At 46.1% G+C, this 7,166-nt stretch carries 9 protein-coding genes; 2 read left to right on the top strand and 7 right to left on the bottom strand.

Annotated elements, in window-relative coordinates; all coding sequences use genetic code 11:
- The 3 genes from AC1DND_RS14615 to AC1DND_RS14605 all read right to left on the bottom strand — a co-directional run.
- Positions 1–1,732 (bottom strand): PHP domain-containing protein (locus AC1DND_RS14615; RefSeq protein ID WP_477582633.1); only part of this gene is annotated, 1,732 nt, incomplete at its 3' end.
- Between the two features lie 18 nt (positions 1,733–1,750).
- Entirely contained in the window at positions 1,751–3,247 is a 1,497-nt protein-coding gene (locus AC1DND_RS14610) for a Y-family DNA polymerase (protein WP_477582631.1), read from the bottom strand.
- Between the two features lie 2 nt (positions 3,248–3,249).
- Positions 3,250–3,987, bottom strand: a complete 738-nt coding sequence (locus tag AC1DND_RS14605) for an ImuA family protein (protein WP_477582629.1) — start codon at positions 3,985–3,987, stop codon at positions 3,250–3,252.
- A gap of 58 nt (positions 3,988–4,045) precedes the next feature.
- Here AC1DND_RS14605 and AC1DND_RS14600 point away from each other — a divergent pair, with 58 nt between their 5' ends.
- Positions 4,046–4,690, top strand: coding sequence for an alpha-ketoglutarate-dependent dioxygenase AlkB family protein (locus tag AC1DND_RS14600; RefSeq protein WP_477582627.1), 645 nt, complete (start codon positions 4,046–4,048; stop codon positions 4,688–4,690).
- Positions 4,691–4,893: 203 nt separating this feature from the next.
- Complete coding sequence (locus AC1DND_RS14595; RefSeq protein ID WP_477582625.1) at positions 4,894–5,316, top strand: hypothetical protein; 423 nt, start codon at positions 4,894–4,896, stop codon at positions 5,314–5,316.
- A 165-nt stretch (positions 5,317–5,481) separates the two neighbouring features.
- On the opposite strand, the gene AC1DND_RS14590 is transcribed toward AC1DND_RS14595, so the two are convergent.
- The 4 genes from AC1DND_RS14590 to AC1DND_RS14575 all read right to left on the bottom strand — a co-directional run.
- Positions 5,482–5,607, bottom strand: a complete 126-nt coding sequence (locus tag AC1DND_RS14590) for a hypothetical protein (RefSeq protein ID WP_477582623.1) — start codon at positions 5,605–5,607, stop codon at positions 5,482–5,484.
- Positions 5,608–5,687: 80 nt separating this feature from the next.
- Positions 5,688–5,864 (bottom strand): transposase, encoded by a 177-nt coding sequence (locus AC1DND_RS14585; RefSeq protein WP_477582621.1) that lies wholly within the window; start codon positions 5,862–5,864, stop codon positions 5,688–5,690.
- A 162-nt stretch (positions 5,865–6,026) separates the two neighbouring features.
- A complete protein-coding gene (locus tag AC1DND_RS14580; protein WP_477582619.1) occupies positions 6,027–6,539 on the bottom strand; it encodes a hypothetical protein in 513 nt (170 codons plus the stop codon).
- A 4-nt stretch (positions 6,540–6,543) separates the two neighbouring features.
- On the bottom strand, positions 6,544–7,166 hold a 623-nt coding region (locus tag AC1DND_RS14575; RefSeq protein WP_477582618.1), incomplete at its 5' end, for a hypothetical protein.

The following is a 7,166-nucleotide window of genomic DNA, read 5'->3' as shown; positions in this document are numbered from 1 at the left end:
GGGTATCGGCATGGCTGATCATTTCATAAACCTTGGGATCTTCTTTTTCGTTGATCTTGGCCATGGTCAGATCAAGGCTGTAATGTGCTTTGGCCAGATCGAATCCTTTTCTGATGCAGGTGAGCATGCCCAGGGCAAGTACATCGATTTTGAGGAAACCCAATGTGTCGATATCGTCTTTGTTCCACTCGATATTGGTCCGGTCTTCCATTCTGGCGTTCAGGATGGGGCAGAGGTCGGTCAGTTTGCCCCTGGTGATGACAAAGCCTCCGGTATGCTGGCCCAACTGTCTTGGAAAGCCCATCATCTGGGCAGTAAGGCTGAGTACTTTTCTAAGCAGTGGATCATTGGGGTTAAGGCCCTGCTCGGTAAGTTTTCCGCCTTCGAACCATTCATCGGTAAACTCCCAGATGGAGGAGGAGAGCCGGTTGATGGTATCCACCGATAGCCCCATCACTTTACCCACATCGCGGATCGCGCCTTTCTGGCGCTGCTGGGTGACGGTGGCTACAATGGCCGCGCGGTCGCGCCCGTATTTATTGTAGATATATTGGATTACTTCTTCCCTGCGTTCATGTTCAAAGTCCACATCGATATCAGGCGGCTCATTACGGGCGGAAGAGATAAAACGCTCAAAAAGGAGGTCAAATTTGGTGGGGTCTACCGAGGTAATGCCCAAACAGTAGCAGATGGTGGAATTGGCGGCAGAGCCGCGGCCCTGGCAAAGGATATGCTGGCTCCTTGCAAACCGCACGATATCATAAACGGTGAGAAAATAGGAAGCATAGTTCATTTCCTTCACAAATTTCATTTCATGGCTGATGTTATCGGTTACTTTTTTGGGCAGGTGCTCGCCAAAGATTTCGTGGGCACCTTTCATGGTCAGGTATTCCAGTTCCTCTTGCGGCGTTCTGCCCTCAGAGGTGATTTCCTCTGGATAGATGTATTTTAAGCTGTCGAGACTAAAAGTGCAGGCATCGGAGATTTTTACTGCATTTTTGAGTGCGTCGGGATATTGGCGGAAAAGTCTTTTCATTTCCTCTTCCGGTTTCAAATGGTGCTCGGCATTCTGGAAAAGCAGGTAGCCTGCATTATAGATGGTGCATTTTTCCCTTACGCAGGTCAGCACATCCTGCAGTTCACGTCTTTCGGGGCTGTGGTAATAGACATCATTGGTTGCCACCAGCGGGATACCGGTTTTTTTGGAGGTTTCTGAAAGGCGGAACATCCTTTTCTGGTCTTCTCCCTGATAGCTCCTGTTAATACCTAGGTATAGGTTTTCCCCGAGTGCCTGTTTGTAGGTCTGAAGGTCTGCATAAAAGTCCGCCTGAAAATCAAAATTCCCTGAAAGGCTATCGGGCGCGATGGCGATGAAAATAATATCTTTTGAATATTCGAATATGTCTTTTTTATAAAGTTCGCAACTCCCTTTTTCGGTGCGCAGGTTGCCAAGGCTGAGCAGGGCGGACAGCCTTCCATAACTTTCAGTGTTTGTGGGATAGGCAAGCAGGGATGCACCGTCCATGAGGTTTAACCTGCAGGCAGGGATGAGCTGGAAATCAAGTTTTCTGGCAGCGGCGTGTGCACGCACGATCCCGGCGAGGGTATTGTGATCGGTAATGGCAATTTTTTTATAACCCATCCTGGCTGCTTCTTCCACGATTTCTTCGGGGTGCGAAGCGCCGCGCAAGAAACTGAAGTTACTGGTGACCTGAAGTTCGGTATATTCCATCGCTTTTCTTTTTAGGGTTTAGGCAAAAAAGCCATGGATGAACCAGGCCGAGTTTTCTGCTGCATAGTGGCCTGAGCGGAAGAGCCAGTAGCGGTTTCCTTTTTCATCTTCAACGGTATAATAATCACGGTGTTCTCCTTCTTCCAGCCACCAGGCACGCTCCAGTCTTTCCGGCCCGTCTGCTTTTTTGATGCTGTGGCGCACGCCCTGGTAGATAAAGAGCATGGGCGGATAATCGGGGATAGGTGCAGTAACCTCGATGCGTTCCGGTTTTGGAAGCAGCTGTATGGGGCGGTTCAAGGGGTTATGGAAACTTATTCCGCTGTCTTCGCTGAGATCTTTGGCCTGTTTAACTGCCCTTTCCGGCCAATAATCTGCCCTTGGCAGATAACGGTGGATGGCGTTTTTACCTACTTTTCCAGCGACGCGGTCCAGTAATTCTGCCAGTGGCTGGCTGTCAAGGCCGGCCTGACCGGCCCAGATTTTTTCCTGTGGACGTTCCATTTTTTCGGTCTTTTCAGCACTTAGCGTGAAAAGCTCGATGCCCATGCCAGGTGCAATTCCAGAAATGTTGAGTGCAAAGAGTTTCATCAGGTGTATGGGATCATCACTTGGACGGTTGGTGCCGATAGCCGTTGATATTGTTTTTCCATCTATCCGGTAACCTTTCAGTGCTGCTTTTCTCAGGCCCAGGCCTTCTTTTTTAAGACTTAAGCAAAGTTTTTCCAGTAGTCTTTCGATGGCGATTTCTATGGCCTTGGCGGTGCGGATAGGCTCCAGGCAGGCCAATCTTTCTTCGAATTCCTGAATGGTCGTAATTGGGATGAAGGCCTCAGGTTCATCGCCCATGGCCTGTGCTATTTTGATGAGCAGGTCCTCGCCAAACCTTCTGCGCAAGGTGCTGCGCGGCATCTGGATGAAACGTTCGATCCTGTTTAAGCCCAGTTTATGCAGTTTTTCGGTGGTTTCATCCGGGATCCGCAGGGCAGCAGGCGGAAGGGATAGCAGGGCAGAATGCTGTCCATATGGCAGTACGATTTCGGCGCCCTTTCCGTAGTGTGAAACAGCCCAGGAAGTACCAATGGTATCGGCGATTGCCGCTTTCACGGTATAACCCGATGACTGGAGTCTGCTGGTGATGTGTTTAAGGTAGGCTTCTTCTCCGCCCCATAAATGACAGCATCCCGTGATGTCAAGCAGGATGCCATCAGGATCGGTAGAAGAGAGCGGGGTATAACGGATGGCCCATCTGGCCAGGCCTTCGAGCAGTTTTTCTTTTCTTCCCGGTTTTTCATCAAAAACTTCGAGCTCATGGACAATGGCGCGCGCATCTGCAAGTGGCATTCCGTTGTGGATGCCCTGGGCGTTTGCTTCCTTGTTTGCAGCGATGACCATCATACGGCCGTGACTGGCTCCAGCACATACCATGGCCCGTTCTTTCCATTCCGGGCGGCGGATGGTCTTCCAGTCCGTTAGCAGAAACGGAAACCATATGCTTAAGAACCGCTTTGTCATCTCTATCCTGCCTGCAGTTCATGGATAGGTAAGGCCCTGATGTTTTCTTTTTGTGGCTGCTCGAATGTGCTGCCAGACCAGTATACCTCAAAGGTGCCGCCCTCGCCGTTGCGCACTTTTAACAGTTCTGCTTTCCAGCTGGGCTGACCAACGCCCGGCATGCCTTCGGGCAATATGCTGGGTAATGGACTGATCTTCCAGCGGGCTAAACAGGTGGTATTGGAAAGAATCCTGGGGTTTTCCCTTAAGAACAGGGCCGTGACCTTGCTTTTTTCGATCACCAGCTGAAATCTTCTGGAAGTGGCAAAATTCAAGTCCGGGATTTCGGAGACCACAGCCGCGAGCCCCTCGCATTTAAGTGCTTCTTCGGTTACCCATAAGAGTTCTTTTTCATTTTGCAGGTCGATGAAGATAATGGATGTCGCATTTAGCGAAAACCTTTTGGCTGCCGGCGGGAAGAATTTTCTGGAGGCACTGATCCAGATACAGGGACTGCCGTCTTTCATCAGTGCGGCCAGTATCCCGCTGATAAAGCCACTGCTGGCCGCGGTCTGTTCGCGGCTTTCCGATATGAATTCATGGATGCCCTGCAGGGGAAAGCACTGACCTGGAAAAGCAGGTGCAAAAAGCTCAAGACCGGAGATGTTTTGCTGGTTTTTGGATACGGTCTTATAACCCTGCATGGAAAGGATCTGCTCCCTTAAGCCCTCAATGACCTGTTTTTTTGCTGCCTGTTCCATGATCAACCTCCTTTTTTAGAATTACATGGACAAATATAATGCTAAAAATATTAGTATTTTGAAATTATTTTGCACATTTGTATTGGATATGGAACAGCTGAGTTTTTTTAGGGAATCGGGCCAGACACCAGGGCTGCCAAAAGAGGTGCTGGAGTATGTGCCGGGATTTATCGATGTTGAAGAGGCAGATGTTCTGCTTTCATCTTTTATTTCAACTACCCCCTGGACGCAGAAGATCGTGAAAATGTATGATAAAGAAGTAATTACGCCCAGGCTTTCTGCATGGTACGGGGATCCTAAGGGGACAGATTATAATGCCCTTGGGAAATCCACGCCTTTGCCCTGGACAGCTGATCTTTTGAAGCTGAAGGGTTCGGTCGAAGAGGCGGCAGGGATCAGCTTTAATAGTGTACTGCTTAACTATTACCGGGATGGACAGGATTCGGTTGCCTGGCATAGTGACAACGAAACGGTGATGGGTTCACATCCCGTTATTGCATCTGTGTCTTTCGGGCAGGTGAGGGGCTTTGATATCCGCCGGAAAACTGATCATGCTGAAAGATATACCGTCAGGCTTGAGCATGGTTCGCTGTTGCTGATGAAAGGAGACCTGCAGACCAAGTGGGACCATAGGATTGCAAAATCGACCAGGCCTATGGGGCCAAGGGTCAATCTGACTTTTAGAAAAATCATTGGGACCTGAAAATTCTCATATAATTGCATGATTATCTGGTATCGCCATGGCGACTTCAGGGCTGAAGCGCCTGGCAGGATAGAGGTGAATGCTATTCGAAAAGTTCCTGGCCCGATCAATTAACATATAGTATTTCTTTGCCAAAGTTCTGGTTTAAATCAGCGCTGCATCGAACTTTTCGCGGAGTAAATTGTTGAATCATAAAAAGCAATATGGAAACCACAGGAGACCGCCAGCAGCCAAAAAAAGAAAAGGGAGAGCAAAAAGTCCTCCTGGATCCTGCCATCACTGCAGAGACGGATGAGCTGGATCCCGGATTCCAGCTGGATCAGACAGCTAATGACAAGCCTGCAGAGGCAGGCAATAATATACCTAATCAAAAACAGAACATGGAACAGTTCAGAATCGAAGTGGCAGTAGAGAACCAGGGCAGGTTTTACGACATCCGTCCTTTGGGAAATGCCCGGTATGAAATATCAGAAAATGGAGAAGTTATCGGCACTATTCAATTGGATGAGCGAGATCATGCCCGATGCGAAAGCCAGGGCTGCGAACTGGACCTTCCGGCATTGCATGCGGTCCGCGAAGGCATACAGGCTTATGAAGGTTGGGATGAGGCTATAGGGCATGCCTAGCAAAGCCTGACCTGCTTAAATAATTCCTTGATAATGAGTTTCACATTTTTCGTCAAGCTCATTCAATGTGCAGTGTTTTAGGCTAAGGGGTAGGGAATTCCATTTTCCCTTCTCGCCTGGCAGTTCTTTGGACCAATACCAAACCGGTTGATTGATCTTTACTGGTTAAGTTGGCGGGGCAATATCGATAGCAGGTCTGTATTCATGTATTTTTTCATATAATCTATTGTCTTTTACGCAGGCATATACCCTTGCGGCGATTTTTAACCGGATTGCATTGAGTACTGACATCTTGTTTTCCTTCTATATCCATTTTACGGTGATAGTAAGCTTTGATATCCGGGATAAACCTTCTGGCCAGAACGGCAGAGTTATGTAGCAGGGCTTTCACTTTTTTTATTGGCGATCTTTGAGATCCGGGTTTTCTTATGGATCGTGGTGCCCGATTTATAAGGGAAGGGCGCTATTCCAGCGTATGATGCGAACTTTCTGATGGTCCTTATGTTTTTAAATTCGTTGGTGCAGATGAGGATTTTCAGTGCGACCACGGGAGAGCGGTTTTTTCCGTTTTCAACATAATACCTAAAATTATTTCAATCAGTTGCTATTATCAGCGAGTCGCCTTTTTGTCATTGAAAGCCAACAGGTAAATAGTATTTTTAAATATATTTATCTAGTTGCAATAAGTGCCGGTTTTATCCTTTCAATAATTACTGAGTATCTGTTAAATGCATGGGAACTACCGGGACTTGTTCCATAAGCCTATCTTTATTATAGAAGGGTATATCTAAAAGGTCTGGTAGTTCACCACTTTTTTTTTCTAAAAGATAATAACGAATGATTTTATACAAATCTAATTGTGTTACCAACTTGCTTGAGGAATATTCAGAGGTAAGTTTAGGTGCCCAATTATACGGATAAACTTGCTTCTTATCATCTAATTGTTTTTTGGCTATAGCGAAATCGACTAACCGCAAATACTTTTTTGATCTTCTTTGTATTGTATTTATTTTTCCATAATATACTTTAGCTAATGAATCACGTTTCATAACTATCGATTGAGATGCACTTACATGATTTGATAAATTAAGATAATAATGATATATGCCCCTAACATAGCCCAAAGACTTGAATTCTGATTCCACCTTTGTTTTCGTCAAAGATTGCCCAGATACAAACTGACATACAGTAACCATAAAAAACAAAAGAATATTCTTTTTCATTAAATCAATTTTTTAAACGGTAATACATTCTTGATGGATATTCTTTATTATTTAAAGTAAAAGTTGGTTCAGGAGACCCATAGTCGGATGGTATGTCCCTTGGATGGTGTTCAATAACATCATAATCTCCCATTTTACTGCTTATTTTCGTTGCATAGCCCTCATTGTCCACTTCGACAACAATACCAGAATGTAGCCAGCCATTAGGAAGGCCTTTATAAGGTTTCAAATAAATTATACGATCACCAACTTGAACGTTTCCCGTGACCAAATTAAACTTTGAAAAGTCAACAGAAATTACCCACTTTGGCTGATTCTCTGCCGCCAATGTTTCTTTTGCCTGATCTTTAAATGCCCAATAATGACAATTAAATGCTTCTGGGTTATAATTTCCATCACTAAGAATTTGTGGCTGCGATTTTGTAAAGACAGCGTTGTAGTCATTTCCATTCGCTGACAATGCCGCTCTCCATGGACTTGTTGCAGGTGCCCGATCCCGCGGCCGGTAACTATTTTGTCTAATAGCCTCCAGGAAATTATCAAACTCTTTTTCAGTAATAGTAGGATTCGATGTCAAAAATGATTGAACCCAAGCTACGAAAATTCGGTTATCGGCAGTATTTCCTC

It is taken from the genome of Pedobacter sp. 01N416 (assembly GCF_056399685.1).
This window is presented reverse-complemented; position numbering and strand designations above follow the sequence as displayed.